The 20,471-nt window shown below is 59.2% G+C and carries 16 protein-coding genes; 9 read left to right on the forward strand and 7 right to left on the reverse strand.

Annotated elements, in window-relative coordinates; genetic code table 11:
- Window positions 1-653 precede the first annotated feature (653 nt).
- The 6 genes from Q0P52_RS02795 (at window position 654) to argS (ending at window position 8,376) form a co-directional block, all read left to right on the forward strand.
- On the forward strand, window positions 654-1,754 hold the full coding sequence (locus Q0P52_RS02795; protein WP_293764244.1) for a polyamine ABC transporter substrate-binding protein: 1,101 nt from the start codon (window positions 654-656) through the stop codon (window positions 1,752-1,754).
- A 281-nt stretch (window positions 1,755-2,035) separates the two neighbouring features.
- Entirely contained in the window at window positions 2,036-2,944 is a 909-nt protein-coding gene (locus Q0P52_RS02800) for an ABC transporter permease subunit (RefSeq protein ID WP_293764247.1), read from the forward strand.
- 5 nt (window positions 2,945-2,949) lie between these two features.
- Complete coding sequence (locus tag Q0P52_RS02805; RefSeq protein ID WP_293764361.1) at window positions 2,950-3,786, forward strand: ABC transporter permease subunit; 837 nt, start codon at window positions 2,950-2,952, stop codon at window positions 3,784-3,786.
- 111 nt (window positions 3,787-3,897) lie between these two features.
- A complete protein-coding gene (locus Q0P52_RS02810) occupies window positions 3,898-5,361 on the forward strand; it encodes a DUF3138 family protein (RefSeq protein WP_293764249.1) in 1,464 nt (487 codons plus the stop codon).
- A 144-nt stretch (window positions 5,362-5,505) separates the two neighbouring features.
- Window positions 5,506-6,534 (forward strand): MBL fold metallo-hydrolase, encoded by a 1,029-nt coding sequence (locus Q0P52_RS02815; protein WP_293764251.1) that lies wholly within the window; start codon window positions 5,506-5,508, stop codon window positions 6,532-6,534.
- Between the two features lie 123 nt (window positions 6,535-6,657).
- Window positions 6,658-8,376: an arginine--tRNA ligase gene (argS, locus tag Q0P52_RS02820; protein ID WP_293764254.1), complete on the forward strand. Its 1,719-nt coding sequence runs from the start codon at window positions 6,658-6,660 to the stop codon at window positions 8,374-8,376.
- A gap of 115 nt (window positions 8,377-8,491) precedes the next feature.
- Here argS and Q0P52_RS02825 read toward each other — a convergent pair whose 3' ends face one another.
- The 4 genes from Q0P52_RS02825 to Q0P52_RS02840 all read right to left on the reverse strand — a co-directional run bounded on the left by Q0P52_RS02825 (window position 8,492) and on the right by Q0P52_RS02840 (window position 13,902).
- A complete protein-coding gene (locus tag Q0P52_RS02825; protein WP_293764256.1) occupies window positions 8,492-10,285 on the reverse strand; it encodes an aminopeptidase P family protein in 1,794 nt (597 codons plus the stop codon).
- A 252-nt stretch (window positions 10,286-10,537) separates the two neighbouring features.
- The gene (locus Q0P52_RS02830; RefSeq protein ID WP_293764258.1) at window positions 10,538-11,872 is read right to left on the reverse strand and encodes a DEAD/DEAH box helicase; all 1,335 of its coding nucleotides are present in this window, start codon (window positions 11,870-11,872) and stop codon (window positions 10,538-10,540) included.
- Window positions 11,873-12,268: 396 nt separating this feature from the next.
- Complete coding sequence (locus Q0P52_RS02835) at window positions 12,269-13,030, reverse strand: TIM barrel protein (RefSeq protein WP_293764261.1); 762 nt, start codon at window positions 13,028-13,030, stop codon at window positions 12,269-12,271.
- Complete coding sequence (locus Q0P52_RS02840; protein WP_293764264.1) at window positions 13,024-13,902, reverse strand: NAD(P)-dependent oxidoreductase; 879 nt, start codon at window positions 13,900-13,902, stop codon at window positions 13,024-13,026. Before Q0P52_RS02840 ends, Q0P52_RS02835 begins: the two co-directional genes overlap by 7 nt.
- 272 nt (window positions 13,903-14,174) lie before the next feature.
- On the opposite strand from Q0P52_RS02840, the gene Q0P52_RS02845 reads away from it, so the two are divergent.
- Window positions 14,175-15,773, forward strand: a complete 1,599-nt coding sequence (locus Q0P52_RS02845) for an EAL domain-containing protein (RefSeq protein WP_293764267.1) — start codon at window positions 14,175-14,177, stop codon at window positions 15,771-15,773.
- A gap of 145 nt (window positions 15,774-15,918) precedes the next feature.
- On the forward strand, window positions 15,919-16,749 hold the full coding sequence (locus Q0P52_RS02850) for a hypothetical protein (protein ID WP_293764270.1): 831 nt from the start codon (window positions 15,919-15,921) through the stop codon (window positions 16,747-16,749).
- Here Q0P52_RS02850 and Q0P52_RS02855 read toward each other — a convergent pair.
- Together Q0P52_RS02855 and Q0P52_RS02860 are read right to left on the reverse strand one after the other, a co-directional pair.
- Entirely contained in the window at window positions 16,740-17,537 is a 798-nt protein-coding gene (locus Q0P52_RS02855; RefSeq protein WP_293764273.1) for a response regulator, read from the reverse strand. The two genes, Q0P52_RS02850 and Q0P52_RS02855, sit on opposite strands and share 10 nt — an antisense overlap.
- Window positions 17,538-17,645: 108 nt before the next feature.
- Window positions 17,646-18,662 carry a class 1 fructose-bisphosphatase gene (locus Q0P52_RS02860; protein ID WP_293764276.1) on the reverse strand — a complete coding sequence of 339 codons (1,017 nt, stop codon included), beginning with the start codon at window positions 18,660-18,662 and terminating at the stop codon, window positions 17,646-17,648.
- Between the two features lie 133 nt (window positions 18,663-18,795).
- On the opposite strand from Q0P52_RS02860, the gene Q0P52_RS02865 reads away from it, so the two are divergent.
- Window positions 18,796-19,560, forward strand: coding sequence for a transporter substrate-binding domain-containing protein (locus Q0P52_RS02865; RefSeq protein ID WP_293764279.1), 765 nt, complete (start codon window positions 18,796-18,798; stop codon window positions 19,558-19,560).
- A gap of 3 nt (window positions 19,561-19,563) precedes the next feature.
- Here Q0P52_RS02865 and gcvA read toward each other — a convergent pair whose 3' ends face one another.
- Window positions 19,564-20,469 carry a transcriptional regulator GcvA gene (gcvA, locus tag Q0P52_RS02870; RefSeq protein ID WP_293813653.1) on the reverse strand — a complete coding sequence of 302 codons (906 nt, stop codon included), beginning with the start codon at window positions 20,467-20,469 and terminating at the stop codon, window positions 19,564-19,566.
- Between the last annotated feature and the right edge of the window lie 2 nt (window positions 20,470-20,471).

Raw genomic sequence — 20,471 nt, forward strand, 5'->3', positions numbered from 1 at the left:
GACCAGGTTTTCATGAGCTTGAAGCCGCTAAAGTATTGAATCCATTAGCTTGCAGTGACTGGTGGGAAGTTTTCCCATTCGAGTCGTGCTGGACGGGATGCGCGCTTGCGAAACTGGCAGCCGTTCATAATAGTAAACACGAGCAGCGCCAAGCGGTGGGTGGGTGTTGATTATATTGCGCTGCAAAATAAATTCTTATTGCAGCAGGAAGTCTTTGTGGTTAAAAAGCTGTAACACCGACGGTTGATCTGTGGATTTTATTAAACATTTGATCGCGGTGGAGACAAAGGAGGATGCTGGGTCAGTTTGGCAAGCTGCCGCCCCGGGGTGGTGCGGTCGGGTGCTGATCTGGTGCGCGGTTTCCTGAAAAATACATAAGCATGAAGTCAACGGATCGGATAGTTGGCTCGTTTGTTGGACACCGGCAGCTACATTCCGCCCATGGCGAGCGCAAATAGCCAAGCTTGCTATGTTGGGGGTATAAATACCGAGCACAAATATTGCTATATGCGATATGGGGCCCGGTTCCGGGTCTGGCAACGGCAGGTACAAGGGAAAAACCCGGCCTGCAGCAAGAAATGCGGTTCATCAGGTCCCGAATGTCGTAAAGACGGCAGGGAATTATGGTCTTGCACTCTATTAGGAAGCCTGTAATGAAGAAGAAACTTGTCAAGAAGGTTCTGTGTTCTTTGCTGATGCTGATGCCGGCGGCTGGCGCCATGGCGGAAGACAAGGCATTGAACGTGTACAACTGGTCTGATTACATCGCCAAAACCACCATCCCGGGTTTTGAGAAGCAGACCGGCATCAAGGTGAAGTACGACGTCTACGACAGCGATGACACCCTGCAAGCCAAGATGCTGACTGGCAAGGCCGGCTACGACATCGTGGTGCCGACGTCCAATTTCATGGCCAAGCAGATTGAGGCCGGCATTTACCAGAAGCTGGACAAATCCAAGCTGCCCAATCTGGCCAACCTCGACAAGACTTTGATGGCCAAGATCGCCGACGCTGATCCGGGCAACTCCCACGGCGTGCCCTGGGCTTACGGCACCGACGGCATCGGTTACAACTTCACCAAAGTGAAGGCTATCCTGGGCAAGGATGCTCCGCTGGACAGCTGGGACATCATTTTCGACCCGAAAAATCTCTCCAAACTGAAAGGCTGCGGCGTCTCGGTGCTTGACCAGGCCAACGACGTATTCGCCGTCGCGCTGCACTACCTGGGCAAAGATCCGAACAGCAAGAACCCGGCTGACTACCAGGCCGCCTTCGAGCTGCTGAAGAAGATTCGTCCCTACATCACCCAGTTCAACTCCTCCGGCTACATCAATGACCTGGCCAACGGCGACATCTGCGTTGCCTTGGGCTGGTCCGGCGACGTGAACATCGCCAAACACCGCGCCGCCGAAGCCAAGCGCTCCTACCAGCTGGGCTATGTCATTCCGAAATCCGGCGCGCCGATCTGGTTCGACGTGATGGTGGTGCCCAAGGATGCTCCGCATCCGGAAGCGGCCCTCAAGTGGATCAACTATATCGAAACGCCGGAAGTGAACGCCGCCATCACCAACGAGGTGTTCTATCCGTCAGCCAACGCGGCCGCGCGCAAGTTCGTGAAGCCCGAGCTGGCCAGCGATCCGACCATCTATCCGCCGGAAGCCGTAGCCAAGACCCTGTTCCTGCTCAAGCCGCTGCCGGCTGACATCATGCGTCTGCAGAACCGTCTCTGGACTCAGCTGAAGACCGGTCGCTAAGCAAGAATCCTGCTGTACAGCGGCGGGCTTTGCCCGCCGCGCATGCCGGACCCTGACCCCAAAGCCAGCACCTGGCGAAAGGGCAGGCACCCGGTGTGCGCAAGCCTGCTGACAAGCAGTTTTGCGCGTGCCGGGTGACATTCACATCAAAGGGAGTGCGTCGTTCCCGTTCGCGGGCGCGATGATTAAAAGAGGAGGTCGCTGGCGGAGGCTGGTTTGCCGAAGCTCGTGACTGGAATGTGTACTTGGAGAACCGGTCTTACCGGTCAAGTGGTGCAATAATGAAGAGTTTCAAGCTCAATAGGTGGATGCCGTCGGGAAAGACTACGGTCATCGGCATACCATTCATCTTCCTGTTCGTTTTCTTCCTGCTGCCTTTCCTGCTCGTAGTGGGCATCAGTTTCTCCCAGCAGCAGCTGGGCATTCCGCCCTACACGCCGCTGACCAAGATGGAGGACGATGTAATCAGCATCTTCCTCAACATCAGCCACTACAAGTTCATGTTGCAGGATGACCTGTACATCGCCACCTACATCAGCTCGGTGAAGATGGCGGTGGTCTCCACCATCCTGTGTCTCGTGATCGGCTACCCCATGGCCTACTACATCGCGCGCGCCGAGGGTTCCACTCGCGACACGCTGATGATGATGGTCATGCTGCCTTTCTGGACCTCCTATCTGATCCGCGTTTACGCCTGGATCGGCATCCTGAAGAATGACGGCTTCCTCAACCAGTTCCTGATGTGGCTGCATGTCATTGATTCGCCGCTGCGTCTTTACCATACCAACTGGGGTGTTTATATCGGCATGGTGTTCTCCTACCTGCCGTTCATGATCATGCCGCTGTATGCCCACTTGGTGAAAATGGACCTGCGCCTGCTTGAGGCGGCCTACGATCTGGGCGCCAAGCCCTGGAAGGCCTTCGTCAGCATTACCTTGCCGCTGTCCAAAAACGGCATCATCGCCGGCAGCCTGCTGGTATTCATTCCGGCGGTAGGCGAGTACGTGATTCCTGAATTGCTGGGCGGCTCCGACACGCTGATGATCGGTCGCGTGATGTGGGACGAATTCTTCAACAACATGGACTGGCCGATGGCGGCTACCGTTACCTGCTGCATGGTGCTGCTGCTGCTGGTGCCGATGGCGATGTTCCAGCACTACCAAGCCAAGACCATGGAGGAAATCAAATGAGCACGATGAAACCCAGCAAACCGCTTTCCTACACCGTACTGGGCCTGGGCTACGCCTTCCTGTACCTGCCCATCGTGTTGTTGGTGATTTACTCCTTCAACGAGTCCAAGCTGGTGACTGTATGGTCCGGCTTCTCCACCAAGTGGTACTGGGCGTTGCTGGAGGACGATGAGCTGATCACGGCGGCCTTCCTCAGCCTGAAGATTGCCCTGATGACGGCTACTGCATCGGTAGTGATCGGTACTTGGTGTGGCTTCGTGATGGCGCGCATGACTCGCTTCCGCCTCTATCCGGCCTTCACCGCCATGGTGAATGCGCCGCTGGTGATTCCGGAAGTGATTCAGGGTATTTCCCTGCTGTTGCTGTTTGTTGCCATGGAGCAGTCCTTTGGCTGGCCTGAAGGTCGCGGCATATTCACCATCTGGATCGGTCACGTGATGCTCTGCGTGTCTTATGTGGCCATCATCGTGCAGTCCCGCGTTCGCGAGCTGAATCGTTCGCTCGAAGAGGCCGCCATGGATCTGGGCGCGCGTCCGCTGAAGATTTTCTTCGTGATCACGCTGCCGCTGATTTCCCAGGCGCTGGTGTCCGGCTGGTTGCTGTCCTTTACCCTGTCGCTTGACGACCTGGTGCTGACCGCCTTCCTGTCCGGTCCGGGCTCTTCTACCTTGCCGATGGTGGTGTTCTCCCGCGTTCGTCTGGGTCTCAATCCTGAAATGAACGCCTTGGCCACCATCTTCATTGCCACGGTGTCCGTCGGCGTCATCGGCGCCAATATCTACAGCCGTCGCATGGAGCGCAAGCGCGAACGCGAAATGCAAGTGGCCTTCGCGCACGGTTAACCGGTTTTTGTCAGCGTGGTTTCCAAGTCCCGGACGGGTAGCCCTCGTCCGGGCATGATCAGTACCAAAAAAATGTTGTACCAACAGAGTAACGACAAGGGAGAAGTGATCATGAAGAGGTTGTTGATCAGCGCACTGATCGCCGGCCTGCCCGGCATGGCCATGGCCGATGCCAAGGCGGACGAAATCGCCAAACTCAAGGCACAGCTGGAGGCGCTGCAGTCACAGATGCAGCAACTGCAGAAAGCCGTGGACCAGGCCACTGCGGCCAAGACCACGGATACGGCCGAGGATGGCAATGCCGAACTCAAGCAGCGCGTGGCCGGCATGGAAATGAAGGTGGACAAACTGACCAACGACGCCAACGAAGGCCCGATTGCCGGCCTTAGCGTTACGGGTTACATCGACCCTACCTATATCTACAACCGCACTGGCAAAAGCGCTGGCTTCCAGTTTGTTAACCACTCGGGCAGCTACGGTTACGCCAACAGCACCTTCGGCGATGTTTATCTGGACATCAAAAAGACTTTCGGCGTAGGGCCGATGGCGCCAAGCGCTGAAATCAGCATCATGCCGAACCGGGGCTCCGGCAACACCTTGCTGGATGGCGGCGGCAAAAACGGCATTATCAATACTGCGATCATCAATTACCCGATTTCCGACACCACCCAGCTGGTGGCCGGTTTGATGAACAGCTTCGGCGGTTATGAGTACCAGCTGTCCACGCAGATGAACACCATTACCCATGGTTTGCTGTATGACTTCAGCGATCCGGGCAGCTACGTCGGCGCCGGCTTCAACTGGAGTCATGGTTCCTGGGCTACCAAGTTCATGATTGCGAACGAGCAGTATCGCACCACGCCCAATTCCGCCATGGATTCCAACGGTCAGACTCGCAGCAACAATACGCCGACGGTGACGGGCCGCGTTGATTACACCCTTACCAGCAACTGGGATGTCGGCGGTTCGGCCAACGTGGGTCGTCAGGCGCTGTACGCGCATCAGGATGCCAACGGTAATGCCGACGGTACCTTCGGCTTCCAGGGCGGTAGTTCCAATCCTTACAGCAACTACTACTTTGGCGAGCTGGATGCCACCTACACCGGTACTGATTCGGTTTACAACGCCGAGTTGGACTATGGCCGTCAGAAGAACGCGGCCTGGAATGGAGGCGATGCCGTGTGGTGGGGCTTCAGTCTCATGGCTCACCAAAAGTGGACGAGTGAAACCTTCGGCCGCATGGGCGCTACGCTGCGTTACGATTACCTGAATAACAGCAAGAATGGCGGCGGCGGCGGTGGCATTGCCCTTGATGCGGCATCCGGCATTGATTCCGTCAACGGCTTTGGCGTCCCGAACAGCTGCCTGCTCAATAGCTCGGCCAATGGTACGGATTGCAACGGTGTTAACCGTCAATCGCTGACGGCAGCATTGCTGTTTTACCCCTCCGATCAGCTGACGTTGAAGATGGAGTACCGTCACGACTGGGCCAATGGAGATGTGTTCCAGCGTACCGACGGCAGCTATCGCAAGAGCAACGACGTGTTCGCAGCTCAGGCGGTGTACAGCTTCTGATCGGACAGCCTGAACAGACTTGTCGTGAAAAGCGGCCCCGCAAGGGGCCGTTTTCTATTGCCAGGGTTTTTCGCCTGTCATGACTTGGCAAGAGAGGGCTGACGTTGCACACTGCGCATTCCCACCTTTGCTCGAGTTTTGCCCATGCCGCCAGCCTGGCTGACCACGCTGTTTCCACCTGTCCGTTATCGTCCCGAACCTGGCAAGGGCCACCACGGCCCGAAAGGGTATCGAAACCTGCATCCTTTCAACATGCCGTCCCCGCTCAAGTTGCTGCGCTGGCGTTGGCAGGTATGGACCGGCCCGCGCGTCGACCACCGGCCAGACATGGTGCCGCGCGCGGTGATGGATGTCGCGGCGCTGCGGGGCAATCGCAGCCGGGCATCGGCGACCTGGTTGGGGCATGCCAGCCAATTCATTCAGCTGTGCGGACAGAACATTTTGTTGGACCCGGTGTTTGCGGACAGGGTGTCGCCGTTTACCTGGGCAGGCCCTCGGCGCGAGGTGCCCTTGCCCTGCAAGCCGGATGACTTGCCGCGCATTGATCTGCTGCTGATCACGCATATGCATTACGACCACCTGGATTTCGCGGCAGTGCGGCGCTTGGCCGGGCAGCCGGGAGGGGCGCCGCGCGTTGTCGTGCCGCTGGGCATGAAATTGATGATGGAGGCTGCGGGCATGCCTTCGGCCAACATAACAGAACTGGACTGGTGGGCATCCGTGCAGATTGGCGATGTGCGAGTGTTCCTGACACCGGCTCATCATTGGAGCAATCGCGCGCCCTGGGGGGATGCCAACAAGGTATTGTGGGGCGGTTTCCTCTTGGTAGGCGATGGCTTGAAACTCTGGTATCCGGGCGATACCGGTTATCACCCGCAGCTGTTCTCCGACATGGGCGAGCAGATCGGCGGCATCGATTTTGCCTTCCTGCCCATTGGGGCTTACGAGCCACGCTGGTTTTTGCAGCCCCAGCATGTGAACCCTGACGAGTCGGTGCGCATCTTCCGTCACCTGCGCGTCAAGAAAGCCTGGGCCATCCACTGGGGTACCTTCATCCTCAGCGATGAGCCCATTCAGCAGCCCATGGCCGAGCTGGCGATGGCCTTGCGCGAGCAGGGCGTCAGCGCCAGGGATTTCATGGTGCCGGCCATTGGCGAGACCCGCTGGCTTTGATGCCTGGCAGTGGTCGGGCACGCAAACATTGCCCGTAAAGGCATTGGGGCATACAATCAAGCCTGTATTTTTTTTCGAAAACGAAGCGATTTTTTCGTTTTCAGGGCATTTCTGGGGCTTTTTATGACGATTCTGCAACTCATCAATGAACGGGTGCGGGCCGCTTTGGCGGCTGCCGGCGCGCCCGACGCACCGGCGGTGGTTCAGCCGGCTTCCAAACCCGAGTTTGGCGACTATCAGGCCAATGGCGTGATGGGCGCAGCTAAGGCGCTCAAGACCAACCCGCGCGAGCTGGCGCAAAAAGTGGTGGCTGCGCTGGATCTGAACGGCATCGCCGACAAGGTTGAAATTGCTGGTCCGGGTTTCATCAATATTCATCTAGCCCCTGAATATCTGGCCCGACGAAGCGAAGCCGCCCTGAAGGATGACAAGCTGGGCATCGCCCCGGTAGCGCCGCAGCGCATTATGGTGGAGTATTCCTCACCCAATCTGGCCAAGGAAATGCACGTTGGCCACCTGCGCTCCACCATCATCGGCGACGCGCTGGCCCGCGTAATGGAATACCTTGGCCACAATGTCGTGCGCGCCAACCATGTGGGCGACTGGGGCACCCAGTTCGGCATGCTGGTGGCCTATCTGGTGGAAACCCGCCACGCCGGCGATGCGGATCTTCAGTTGTCCGATCTGGAAACCTTCTACCGCAATGCCAAGATCCGCTTCGACGAGAGCGAAGATTTTGCCAACACTGCGCGCGATTACGTGGTGAAGCTGCAGGGCGGCGATCAGGAAGTGCTGAAGTTGTGGGAGCAATTCGTCGATGTTTCCCTCAAGCATTGCGAAGCTGTTTACGAGAAGCTGAACGTTGGTCTCAAGCGCGAGCATGTGCGCGGCGAATCCTCCTACAACGATGATCTGCCGGTGATCGTGGAAGAGTTGCGCGAGGCGGGGCTGCTGACTGAGGATGACGGCGCCGAGGTGGTGTTCCTGGAGGAATTCCGCACCCAGGAAGACAAGCCGATGGGTGTGATCATCCGCAAGAAGGACGGTGGTTTCCTCTATACCACCACCGACATCGGCGCGGTGCGCTACCGTCACAAATCGCTCAAGCTCGATCGCGTTATCTACGTGGTGGACGCGCGTCAGAGCCAGCACTTTGCCCAGATGTTCAGCATCTGTCGCAAGGCAGGTTTCGCCCCGCCCGAAATGGTGCTGGAGCATGTCGGCTTCGGCGTGATGATGGGCGACGACGGCAAGCCGTTCAAAACCCGCAGCGGCGGCACTGTCAAGCTGATCGAATTGCTCAATGAAGCGGAAGAGCGCGCCTATGCGCTGGTGTCGGAGAAGAATCCGGACCTGTCCGAAGAGCAGAAGCGCGCAGTGGCGGAGGCCGTGGGCATTGGCGCTGTGAAGTACGCCGATCTCTCCAAGAGCCGCATGAGCGACTACATCTTCAACTGGGACACCATGCTGGCTTTCGAGGGTAATACAGCGCCCTACCTGCAATACGCTTACACGCGCGTGCAAAGTGTATTCCGCAAGGCCGAAAGCTATGATGCGTCCGCGCCTATCGTCATTACCGAGCCGGCGGAGAAGCAGCTGGCCGCCGCATTGGCGCAGTTTGAAGACACCTTGCAGGCTGTGGCCGAGGGTTGCTACCCGCACTATCTGTCTACGTATCTGTATCAGATCGCCACGCTGTTCTCCCGCTTCTACGAAGCGTGTCCGATTCTCAAGAGCGAGGGCGAAGTGCGCGCCAGCCGCCTGCAATTGGCGGCCTTGACCGGCAAGACCTTGCGCGCTGGTCTGGATCTGCTGGGCATCAAGGTACTGGACGCCATGTAAGCCGTTTTGGCCGCAAGTAAAAACGCCCGCATCTGCGGGCGTTTTCTTTTGTTGGATGGGGGCTGATCCCCGCACAAGGTTGGCCGAAGGCTTCGGCCAACCTTGTTGTTCGGACTCAGATCGCTTCGGTACTGCGCATCAGCCAATCCAGCGCTGCGCCGCTGACCAGCGGGCTCAAGCGTTGACGCACTTCCGTGTGATAGCGATTGAGCCAGTCCACTTCCTGGCGCGAAAGCAGGGAGTGTTCGATGCAGCGCGTGTCAATGGGGCAAAGCGTCAGCGTTTCAAAGCGCAAGAAATCGCCAAAAGCATTCTGTTCGGCCTCAACATTCAGCACCAGATTCTCGATGCGCACCCCCCATTGGCCAGGGCGGTAGAGGCCGGGTTCGATCGAGGTGATCATGCCGGCCTCCATCGCCATGCTGGCTTCCGGCACGCTGCGGGAAATGCTTTGCGGCCCTTCGTGTACGTTGAGGAAGTAGCCCACGCCGTGCCCGGTGCCGTGGCCATAGTCAAGGTTGTGCTGCCAGAGCGGTGCGCGGGCGATAGCGTCCAGCATGGGTGAGAGGGTGCCGCGCGGAAAGTGAGTCATGGACAGCCCGATGGTGCCTTTCAGTACCAGGGTGAAGTCGCGCTTCTGCTCCGCCGTGGGTGTGCCCACGGCAACAACGCGGGTGATGTCTGTGGTGCCGCCATGGTACTGGCCGCCGGAGTCAATCAGCAGCAGTCCTTCGCCTTCAATGCGGGAATGCGCTGCCGGCGTGGCGTGATAGTGGGGCAAGGCACCGTTGGCTTTGAAGCCGGCGATGGTAGCGAAGCTGGAACTGACAAAGCCGGGGCGGCGCGCGCGCGCAGCGGTGATCTGCTCGTCGATGGTGACTTCCGTCATCGGTTCGCGGTTGACTGCGCTTTCAAACCAGGCAAAAAACTCGCACAGGGCGGCGCCGTCTTGCTCCATGGCGCGTCGCACTTGTGCGGCAGCATGGTCTGTTTTTTGCGATTTGAACAGCGTGCTGGGATTGATGGCCGTGATGATGCGGGTCTGCGGGTTGATTGCCTGGCGGAAGCCAAGCGTCACGCGGCGCGGATCAATCAGCACGGACTCGCCTGCGGGCAGCATGGCCAGCGCTTGCTTGGCGGTGGCGTAGTCGGCGATGTCAATGCCGTCCTCCGCCAGTTTGGTGCGCAGTTTTGTATCCAGTTTGCCTGGGTCGACAAACAGGGTGGCGCGCTCGGGGCCGATCAGTGCATGAGCGATGAAAACCGGGTTGTAGCTGACATCCGCTCCGCGCAGATTGAACAGCCAGGCCTGATCATCAAGTGTGGAGATGAAGTGCCAATCCGCACCGTGCTTGTGCAGAGCTTGGCGTAGCCTCGCCAGTTTTTCCGTGCGGGGCGCTTCGCTCAGGCTGGCATCGTGCTCGTAAACGGGGGCATCCGGCAAGGGAGGGCGCGGCTGATAGATATTGTCGATCAGGTCCAGATCGGTGCGCAGGATGATGCCCTTGGGTTCAAGGGTTTGCCGAAGCGCTTCCGCAGCGGCCAGCCCCAGTACGTCGCCGTCAACCGCCAGCGTCTGACCGGTGATCAGCGTCTCGGCCAGCCATTGCAAGTGCAGCGGGCTAGCTGCGGTCTGGATTTTCATCAGCGCAATGCTGCTGCCGCTGAGCTCCTGCTCCGCCTGCACCCAGTAGCGGCTGTCGGCCCACAGCCCGGCAAAGTCGCCGGTAACGATCAGGGTGCCCATGGAGCCGGTAAAGCCGGATAGCCAGGCGCGGGCTTTCCAGCGCTCGGGCAGGTATTCGGACAAGTGCGGGTCGGAAGAGGGTATCAGGCAGGCATCAACGCCGGCGGACTGCATGGATTGGCGCAGTGCGGCCAGCTTGTCGGAAACGGTTAGGGTGCTCATGGCGAACTCCGGTGCGAAATTGTATCCATTTTCATGCCGCATGCCGGATAGCACAAGTGAGATTCTTCATGGCCGGGCATGAGTTTTGCGAATGCTTATGCAATAGCCCGAGCGGCTGGATGTCAATCGGTGCCCACAAGCCCGGGCGGTGTGGTTGTGCCTGGTGCTGACTTCGCTCTGCCAGGCTGCGTTGACCTGGATGCAAAAAAGGCGACCGTAAGGGTCGCCTTTTTGGATGCTTCAGCCGATGAATCAGTCGGCGCGATGCGAGCTGCTGCGCGGGCTGCTGCTCGGGCCATCGCGACGCGGGCCGCGCTTTTGGTAGCCTTCGCCGCGGCCATAGCCGCCTTCGCGGCGATCGCGACCATAGCCATTGCCGCTAGCATTGCGGTTATTGCCGTAACCGCCCGGCTTGCCGCCGGTGCGACGCGGGCCTTTCGGCGGGCGACGGGTGGGTTCCATGCCTTCGATCACGCCTTCCACGATCTGGCGCTTCAGGTATTGCTCGATGCGACGGACCTTGTGGAATTCCTTGGACTCAGCCAGGGTGATGGCCGTGCCGTCACGACCGGCGCGGCCGGTGCGGCCAATGCGGTGCACGTAATCTTCAGCCTGCTTCGGCAGGTCGAAGTTCACCACGTGAGTGATGGTGGGAACGTCGATGCCGCGAGCGGCAACGTCGGTGGCGACCAGAATCTTGATGCGGCCGCGACGCAGGTCGTTCAGCGTGCGGTTGCGCCAGCTTTGCGGCATGTCGCCATGCAGGCAGGCGGCGGAGTAGCCCTGATCGGACAGCTTGTCGGCCAGTTCTTCGGTATACGCCTTGGTGGCGGAGAAGATCACGCACTGGTCAAAGCCGGATTCTTTCAGGATGTGATCCAGCAGGCGATGCTTGTGGTTCAGGTCGTCTGCGTACAGCAGGTGCTCTTCGATGGTGCCGCCGGAGGTTTCGGTGCGAGCAATCTCGATACGCTGCGGTTCGCGAGTCATGCGCTCCGCCATCTTGCCGACGATACCGTCCAGCGTGGCGGAGAACAGCACGGTCTGGCGGGTTTCCGGCGTGGCTTTGACAATGGCTTCGATGTCATCGATGAAGCCCATGTCCAGCATGCGGTCGGCTTCGTCGAGCACCAGCATTTCCAGGCGGGAGAAGTCGATGCGGCCAGAGCGCATGTGGTCCATCAGGCGGCCCGGAGTGGCAACTACCAGATCGATCGGGCGCGACAGGGCGCGGATCTGGAAGCCGAAGGACGAACCGCCCACCAGGCAGGCGGTGCGCATCCAGCGCAGATCCTTGCCGTACACTTGGGCGTTCTTTTCAACCTGCTGCGCCAGTTCGCGGGTCGGGGTCAGTACCAGTACACGCGGGCCGTTGCCGCGCATGGTGGAGCGCTCGGACAGTTTGGTCAGGGCAGGCAGCAGGAAGGCGGCGGTTTTGCCGCTGCCGGTTTGTGCGGAAACCAGCAGATCGCGGCCGGCGAGGGCGGCGGGAACGGCTTCGGCCTGTACGGAAGTGGGCTCAGTGTAGCCTGCCTCTTCCAGAGCGCGGGTGATGGTAGCGGGCAGACCGAGGTCACGGAATTGCATAACGTCCTTTCTCGCCGGCAATAGGAGTGCCGGCCTTGCTTGGCCAGTTTGGTGGCGGTTAGCGGCCTTCATTGGCCGTCGGTCATCGGCACCAACCTGTGCAAGCGGCGAACAGCAGTCCGGTACTCAAGAAAGAGACGCTACGTGGACGAAGCCTGGAATATTGGTCAGGGACGATGAAACATGTCCCGCTAAGTGAAGATTCGCGTTGCGAAGCAGCGGAAATAGCGGAAAACTGAAGGGTTCGCAATTTACGGTAAAAACGTTTTGATTGCAAGCGTTTTTTACAAAATGATGTGCTAAGTGATTGATTTGTGGTTGGCTGAATACCGCATGTTTAAAAAACTGAAACCCTGCAGGCGCAAGGTTTCAGTCTTTAGCGCTATGTCGTGCGGCTCAGGCAGGCAATGACGCCATCCAGCTGGCGTCGCCGCTGGCATCGCGATACTCCGCACCGGACCAGTAAGGATAGGGGGAGCTTGCGATCTGGCGGAACAGTTGGCCGAATGGCAGTTGGCCGCTGCCGGGCGCGCCGCGCCCAGGCGCATCGGCAAACTGCAAATGGCCGATGCGTTGCCAGTGCTGCTCCAATATCGTGTTCAGATCCTCGTCCATGCGCGCCATATGGTAGAGATCAACCTGCCAGTACAGGTTGGGATGCGTCGGCAGACTGTTCAGGTCGGCGAGGCCGCTGATCAGGAAGCCCGGCATGTCATGACGGTTGATCGCTTCCACGGTGCAGCGGATCCCGGCTTCCGCCATGCGTTCGGCAGCCAGCAGCAGATTGCGGCGGAGCGTGCTCAGGGCCTGTTCAACATCTGCGCCTTCTGCCAACCTGCCGGGGAGGACATTCATCGCCTCCACGCCAAGCTCGCGCCCATAGCGCAGTGCCGATTCCAATGCGTGCTCGAATTCATCCTCTTTGCCGGGGGCCCCGGCAAGCCCCAGGCCGTTGGACATCAAGTCGCCTGCCGGTACGTTGATCAGCACCAATTTCAGTTGATGGGTGGATAGTTGTTCTTGCCAGAAGCTTATGGGCTGATCATAGGGGAACTGGATTTCCACCGCGGAAAAGCCTGCTTGCCGAGCCGCGGCAAAGCGTTCAGCCATCGGCTTTTGACTGAACAACATAGAAAGGTTGGCGCAGAGTTTCAGCATGCCGGGGGCGCGTCCTGATAAAAATGAATGAGGCTGGAGAGGTCGTCGTTGGCATGGCTGGCGGCGTGCAGTCGCATCAGTTGCGCGGCCAGCGCAGCCAGCGGTGTGGCGCTGCGCTGTTGGCGCGACAGCGTGCCGGCATTGTCCAGATCCTTCAATAGCGTGGCAACTTTCCATTGCACGGGTTCCGCCTGTCGGCTGGCCATGCGCGGAGCGAGAATCTGCAGAGGCAGCGAGTCGGCGAAGCCGCCCGCCAGCGCGCCAGCCAGCAAAGTGGCGTCAACGCCGCTGTTTTCAGCCAGCGAGACGGCTTCGGCGATAAGCATGGCGTTGGCCGCGACGATCAATTGATTGCAAATCTTGGTGACCTGACCCGCGCCGACATCGCCCATGCGAGTGATACGCGTGGAGTAGGCGTACAAATAGGGTGAGACTATGGCGATGGCGTCGGCATCTCCGCCCGCCATCACGACCAGCGCGCCGCTTTCTGCACCCTTGACGCCGCCGGAAACCGGGGCGTCCACCCATCGTACGCCGTGGTCCTTCAGTCGGATGGCGATGCGCCGCGTGGTCTCCGGGTCTATGCTGGAATGATCGACAATAATTTGTCCGGCTCGCAGTGCGTTGCCGAGGCCGTCGTCTCCAAACAGCAATGACTCAACCGCGGCGCCATCCGATACGCACAGCAAGATGATGTCCGAGTTCATGGCCAGATCTTGAACGGAGGTGGCCGTTTCGAGTCCGGCGGCGCGCGCTGCGGCGCGTTTTTCCGGCGAGCGGTTCCATACCGACAGGGTATGGCCTGCATCGCGCAGGCGTTGAGACATGGGCAAGCCCATCAGGCCAAGGCCGATAAATCCGAGACGGGTCATGAGTGAGTACGGGCTGGAAATGACGCTGAAATTGTAGCTGCCGGCCTGGAAGGGGTCGAGAATACTGCGCGCTTATTTTCTTAAATATTTCACGGGTAGACTTGTTAAGCATTTTTACTCTTTTACTGTCTGACCTGAAACGATATGCTTGCAAACCATTCTTTGTCAGAGAATGTCGACTACATTGATTGCAACGGGATGAAAAGCCGAGAAGACACGATGGAAAAGTGCAGACCAACCGGCAGTGCGACGAGGGAGGCGGCGAGGTGTCCATGCGGAACCTGATTCGCGCCCAATGGTCGCGTTACGCCTTGTCGGCCAGGCCGGTAGTGGTTTATGCCGTCATGGTATGCGCGAGCCTGCTTTTCAGCCTGGCGGTGGCGTTCCTGTATACCCTGACCGTGGAAAAGACCGAGTTGCGCGTGCAGGGCGACAAGCTGCTGCATCAGGCAGAGCAGCAGCTGAATCAGGCAGGCGCATCGCTCGCCAGGGTGGATGCGGTTCAGGTTGCAGATGGTTGTGACCTGCCGCGCCAGTTGCTGGCCTCGGTGGTACAAGCCACGCCCCATGCGCGATATGCGCTCAAAGTGACGCCCGAAGGGCATGGTTGTACTTCAGACATGTCGCGCATGGATGTGCCCGGGGCAATGCAAGGAGGGCGTTCCTTGCAGTTGGTGGCCAATGCGGATGGCAGCGCGGTTATCCGGTTGGCGCATCGCGGCGACTGGATCAGCGTGATTGAGCTGGGGCCCGAGTTCCTGGTGGGTTGGCTTGCCCAGCTGTCCGATGACGACGTCTCCGCCCGCTTTGTCGTCGGCGAGCAATACCTGAACAGCCAGGGCGCGGTGTTGCCGAAGGACGCTGAGCCGGCTGCGGGCATCGCTTATGCGGCGCAGTCCACCAATGGACAGTATGGTGTCATGCTTGCGGAAAGCTGGGGCGCGTTATGGTCGCGAACCTTGCTTTATCATGCGGATGCCCTGTTGCTGGCAATGGTTACCGGTGCCGTGCTGGCCTGGGCATTGTTGCGCCGCCGGGTGGCGCGCAATTCCAGTGGTTGGGAAATTGCCCAAGGCATACGCAACAAGGAATTCTTCACGCATTACCAGCCCATCGTTGCTGCGGAAAACGGCGAGTGCGTAGGGGTGGAGGTACTGGCGCGCTGGCGGCATCCGGTGCAGGGCGCCATTCGTTCCGATCTGTTTATTCCGGCGGCGGAAGACGCTGGTCTGATCGTGCCGTTGACGCGTTACCTGATCCGGCGTGTCACCAAGGAGCTGAAGCAAGTGGCGTTGCCGCCGGGTTTCTTTGTCGGTATTAATATTGCCGCAGAGCATCTTGGCATGCCGGATCTGGTGGAGGACTGCAAGGTATTGCTGGCGGTGCTGAGAGAGAAGAAGGCAGTGCTGGTGCTGGAGGTTTCCGAGCGCTTTCCCTTGCCCGAGCATCAGGTGACGCACCGGGTGGTGCAAGATTTGCGGCAAATGGGTGTCAAGCTGGCGCTGGATGATTTCGGCATTGGCCACGCTGATCGTAATTACCTGCGACGCTGGGGCTTTGATTATCTGAAGGTGGAGAAGGGTTACGTTTCCGCCTTGGGCAAGGACAGCTTCAAGACAAATATTCTCGACAACCTGTTGCTGACCTCGCAGCAATTGGGGGTGCAGGTGATTGTCAAGGGTGTGGAAACGCAAGGCCAGCAGAATTACCTGACAGTTAAAGGCTTTGAATTTTTGCAAGGTTTTTACTTCGGCAAACCCATGACGCTGAATCACTTCCGTCAATGGCTTTATTCAGGCATTACTCAGGATCGCACGCATGTGCCGCAGCGAGCTGCGGGCGTAGGCAAGCCAGAGGCTGCCAGCCGGTGATGCGGTTCTGGAGGGATGTCTTGGTCGGCGGCATATTCATGCCGCCGATTTTCATTTGTGGCATTCACTCGCCTTGAGCGCGTACTGGGCGGCTTCTGGCGTTTTTCTGTACAATCCGCCCTTTTTTTCAGGAGCCGTCAGTTCTATGCATTACGCGGTGCAACGTTATGCGGCCACCCGCCCTTGGGCGCGTCGGGTTGGTCAGGTTTACGGTTCTTCCGTGGATTTCAAACCGGCATGGGAAGAGTGCATGGCGCTGGTCAAGCGCGAGTTGGAACGTGCCGGGCAAGTGTTTCAACTGCCGGCCTCGGTGCTGTCGACCGAGCAGATGTTGGCCGACGCTTATGGGCATTTTTGTCGTCATGGGCGTGTGGTGAGTCACTTGGAGCCGGTGCTCTCTGCAGCCTTGGGAGCGACCCGTCTGCCGTCCAACATGCCGGACCGTTTGAACTTGCCAGCGGACGCGTTTTTCTTGCATGTGGAAGGAGGGGCGGCGGGCGGCGCTTTTGTGCTGCACGACAAAATGCGTCAGCAGTTGTTGATCTTGTTGTTGAGGGATGACTTCTCGCGCAACGGGGATTGGCTGGCCGGCGGAGACAGTTGCCTCTCATTGTCCATTTCCTATCCGGGCGAGTTGGCGCCTCAGATCGAGTTTGTGCCCGAAGCCTGGTCGGCATTGCTGGCGGCGGTTTTGAATGGCTTTGCCGTCATGACCCAGCCAAAGGCTACTCTGGAACGGGGGTGGGAAGCGGCGGCTCCCATTGAAATCGTACAGCGAGCCTTGCGGCCGGACTGCTTCAAGACGCGCAAGAAGAACCGCGCCGAGTTGCTGAAGGCGGGATATCAGGAGGTGAGCTTCTGCCGGATGGCGGAGTTGGCCGAAGCCCCCGCAGGCTACCAGACGCAAGGCTATTGGCGTCGCCAGGCTAGCGAAGCCGGCTCACGTCTGGTATGGGTGGCGCCGCGTCAGGCTTGAGGTTGCAGCAGTTCGTGCAACACTTTGCGCACAGCCATCGCTTCGAACGGTTTTTCCATGATGGCGGAGACGCCTGCCTGGCGGGCGGCCTCCAGCCGGTCGGTGTTGGATTCGCTGGATATCATCAGGATGGGCACGGAGCTTTGCATGCTGGAGCGGATGTAGCTGGTCAGTTCGCAGCCATCCATCATCGGCATGTTGTAGTCTGTCAGCACCAGATCGAACAGGGTGCTGTCGATCAAGGGCAAGGCATCCTTGCCGCTCCATGACTCGGTAATTTTTTCAAAACCCAGTCTTTCCAGGACGGTGCGGATGTGGCGGCGCGCCATAACGCTATCGTCCACCACCAGTACGTTCAGTTCGGCATAGTCGACATTGTCGTCGCAGTCTTCGGCTTCCATCGACAGGAAGTCCACCGTATTGTTGATCGCCTGGTCCAGTTGCTCTACGGTGAACGGCTTGGGCAGGATGCCCATCAGGCCGGCTTGGCGCATGGGGTCGATCAGATCCGGGTTGGACTCGCTGGTGACCAGGATGAACGGCAGGTCGCGCAGCTCCGGCTTGCCGCGCATCTGGAAGATCATCTGGCCGGCAGTCATGTCGGGAAGATGAAAAGCGCTCATCACCACGTCCGGTTTGTATTTGGAGATGTGACTTAGCAAATCTTCGCCTGTTTCAAAGACTTCCACACGAGTAATGCCAAGCTGGTTGAGCTCGTTGCGGATGATCTGCGCCTGGACGGAAGACGTTTCCGCCAGTGCCACGATGAGATGTTGAACGGCCAGCATGCAAGCTCCGCAGGGGGTGGCGATATAGCCATGATAGGTTGTTTGTAGCGCAAGTGCTGTCAACACAGAAAAAAGCCCCTGCTTGGCAGGGGCTTTCCTGTTTGAAAATCAGTTTGCGCTGTCTTGATCCAGGTGGTAGCGGGTGATGCGCTCCACTTCTTCGCTCGAACCCAGGAAGACCGCCACGCGCTCGTGCAGCGCTTGCGGCTGGATATCCATGATGCGCTGGCGTCCGTTGGTGGCCTGCCCGCCAGCCTGTTCCACGACGAAGGCCATCGGATTGCCCTCATACATCAAGCGCAGCTTGCCGGCCTTGGACGGGTCGCGCGCATCCTTCGGGTACATGAAGATGCCGCCGCGGGTAAGGATGCGATGCACCTCGGCCACCATGGAAGCCACCCAGCGCATGTTGAAGTCCTTGCCCAGAGGCCCGGTTTTGCCTGCCAGCATTTCATCAACGTAGCGTTTTACCGGGGCTTCCCAATGACGCATGTTGGACATGTTGATGGCGAATTCCTGGGTTGCTTCCGGTACGCGCATGTCCGGGTGGGTCAGCACGAAGGAGCCCTGCTCGCGATCCAGCGTGAAGCCATGCACGCCGCTGCCGAAGGTGAGCACCAGCAGCGTTTGCGGGCCATAGACGGTATAGCCTGCGGCCACTTGATGGGTGCCTGGTTGCAGGAAGGCGTCTTCCGTGGCGTGATCGATGCCTTCCGGGCAGCGCAGGATGGAGAAAATGGTGCCGACGGAAATATTCACGTCGATGTTGGAGGAGCCGTCCAGGGGGTCGAACATCAACAGGTATTCGCCCTTCGGGTATTCGCCCGGGATGTGATAGGGCAGTTCCATTTCTTCGGATGCCATCGCGGCCAGACTGCCGCCCCATTCGTTGGCGTCCAGCAGAAAGTCGTTGGCGATCACGTCCAGCTTCTTCTGAGCTTCGCCCTGGATGTTGCCGGTACCGGCCTCTCCCAGTACGCCTGCCAGCGCGCCCTTATTCACGGAGAAGCTGATGGCCTTGCAGGCACGGCCGACGGTTTCGATCAGCAAGCGCAGTTCAGGCGGCAGGGTGCCAGCTTTGCGCTGCTGTTCGATCAGAAAGCGGGAGAGAGTGATGCGGCTCATGTCTATCCTTGATGGCAGGTGGTGTTCAGCCCGGAGAAATCATTTGTGCTGGGCTATAGGTCAGTCGCCCATTATAACGAATCGTTGGCATGTCGTATGACGAAACCTTGATGACGGGTATGAGAGGTGGCCGATGCGGAAATTGTGTTTGTGGTTATGCCTGTGGCTGCCGTTGACGGCGTCGGCGCTTTCTATTTATACCGAAGACTGGCCGCCGGTAAGCTTTGAGCGCGGCGGCGCCGCTGACGGCCTGGCTGTGGATGTCGTGCGAGCGATTCAGGCTCGGATCAAAGATCGCACTGCGGTGGAAGTGGTTCCGTGGGCCAGAGGTTATCAGTCCTTGTTGACCACGCCTGACGTGATGCTGTTTACGGTTGGCCGAAGCGAGGCAAGAGAAAAATTGATGACCTTGCTTGGCCCGGTTGCCATCTCGCAAACCCTGCTGCTGTGCCGCAAGGGCGAGGCGGCGGCCTTGCAGGCGCTGGGGGCCGGGATTTTGCAGCGGGCGGTAGGGGCTTATCGAGGCAGCATCTTTGCCGACGCCGCATCCTCCGCCGGCTTTGTGGAGCTTGATCTGGCCCCCACGCCGCAAGTGGCGGCGCAAAAGCTGCTGTCCGGGCGGTATGACCTGTGGGTGGATGGCGGTCTGGTGGTGTCGTCCATTCTGCGCGACATACACCAGTCCGACGATGCGGTGGAAACGGTCAAAGTGCTTGATTCGCTGGAGTTGTATCTGGCGTTTTCGCGAGGGACTTCAGCAGCTGAGATCCGGCGCTGGCGCGATGGTTTTGCCGCCATACGCGCCGACGGCACGTTTCGGCGATTGTACGCAAAGTGGATGCCCAACCTGACGCCGCCGGCCATGCTGCGCCAGGTGGGACTGACTCCCGCGCATTAACGCCTAAGCCTGCTTGCCGGCTTCTGTTTCCAGCCAGCGACAAAATGCGGTTATGGCCGGGTCGTCCGCTGCCGTGCGCGGGGCGATCCAGCAGTAATCCCTTACTGGCGAAACTGGCTTGCCCAGCGGTGAACACAGTTTGCCGGCATTGATCAGCGCTTGCGCCATCGGCAAGGGGCCAAGCACCACGCCAAGGCCATCCAGTGCGGCTTGCAGCGCCAGCGAGAAACGGTCGAAGTGCAGGCTGCTGGCGGGTTTCAAATCGGGCACGCCGGCCATGGTCAGCCAGCGCTGCCAGGCGGTGGGACGGGTATCGGCATAGAGCAGGGTGTGCTGAGCGAGATCCGTCGGCGAGTTCAGCGGGATTGTCTCCAGCAGGGCAGGCGCGCAAAGCGGCAGCTCCCATTCTTTCAGAAAGGGCTGATTCAGGTGGCCCGGCCAATCGCCGGGGCCGCGGCGGATGGCGATGTCGAACGGGCTGTCCAAACGGGAAATGTCACGATCGGAAGTGACCACATGCAGCTCAACGTCCGGATGGGTTTGCCTAAAGCGCGGCAACCTTGGCAGCAGCCAGTACATGGCGAACGTAGGCGTGGAGTTGATGGTGAGACGCTGCTGGATGTCGGGTTGCATCAACTGGGAGGTGGCGCTGGAAATCAGGTCCAGACCGTCCTGGATCTGGATCAGATAGCGCCAGCCGGTATCGGTGAGCTTGACCCGGCCGCCGGAGCGCTCGAACAGCTTCACGCCCAGCCATTCTTCCAATTGCTTGATCTGCTTGCTCACAGCGCCATGGGTGACGAAGAGCTCGTCGGCCGCTGATGAAAAGCTTTCCAGTCGCGCCGCAGCCTCGAATATGCGCAGCGCGTTGAGGGGTGGGTAGGTGCTCATGGTGTGAGTATAACTCACAG

It is taken from the genome of uncultured Aquitalea sp. (genome assembly GCF_945957525.1).
GTDB lineage: Bacteria > Pseudomonadota > Gammaproteobacteria > Burkholderiales > Chromobacteriaceae > Aquitalea.